Annotated in this window: 1 protein-coding gene; it reads right to left on the bottom strand. The window is 59.1% G+C overall.

What is annotated here, in order from left to right; translation table 11 throughout:
• Positions 1-152: 152 nt before the first annotated feature.
• On the bottom strand, positions 153-470 hold a 318-nt coding region (locus VSR34_RS38435; RefSeq protein WP_342965235.1), incomplete at its 5' end, for a Na+/H+ antiporter subunit E.

Genomic DNA, 470 nt, shown 5'->3' with positions numbered 1-470 from the left:
CCTGCGCGTACAGCGCGATCAGCGACAGCGAGATGACCGTCAGCATGTCGATTGCGACGATGCGGTCGACGAGGGTTTTGCCGATCACGAGACGGATCACGCCGAACAGGATCGCGAAGAAGATCAGCACCGCGGCGATCCGGAGCATGATCTCAGCCAAAGATTTTCTCCAGATGCTTTTCGAACGGCGCGACGAGCGCCTCGGTCGCTTCGTCGATATCGGTCGTCTTCACGTCGAGCCAGTGGATGAATAGTATGTCGTCCCGAATATCCATCACGAGCGAGCCTGGCGTGAGCGCAATCGAATTGGCGAGCGCGAGACGGCCGAGCGGGGTTTGCAGGCGCGTGCGAACCTTGACGATGCCGGGCTTGATATCGATACGCGGCGAGTACACCAGCGCCATCATGTTCAGATTGGCGCGCACCAACTCGGTGACGAAGGTCGCGCTATAGGCGACGAAGTGATAAAG

Origin of the sequence: Paraburkholderia sp. JHI2823 (genome assembly GCF_038900695.1) — a bacterium.
Taxonomy (GTDB): Bacteria; Pseudomonadota; Gammaproteobacteria; order Burkholderiales; family Burkholderiaceae; genus Paraburkholderia; species Paraburkholderia mimosarum.
The sequence above is the reverse complement of the archived record's forward strand: the minus strand, read 5'-3'. Positions and strand labels throughout refer to the sequence as shown.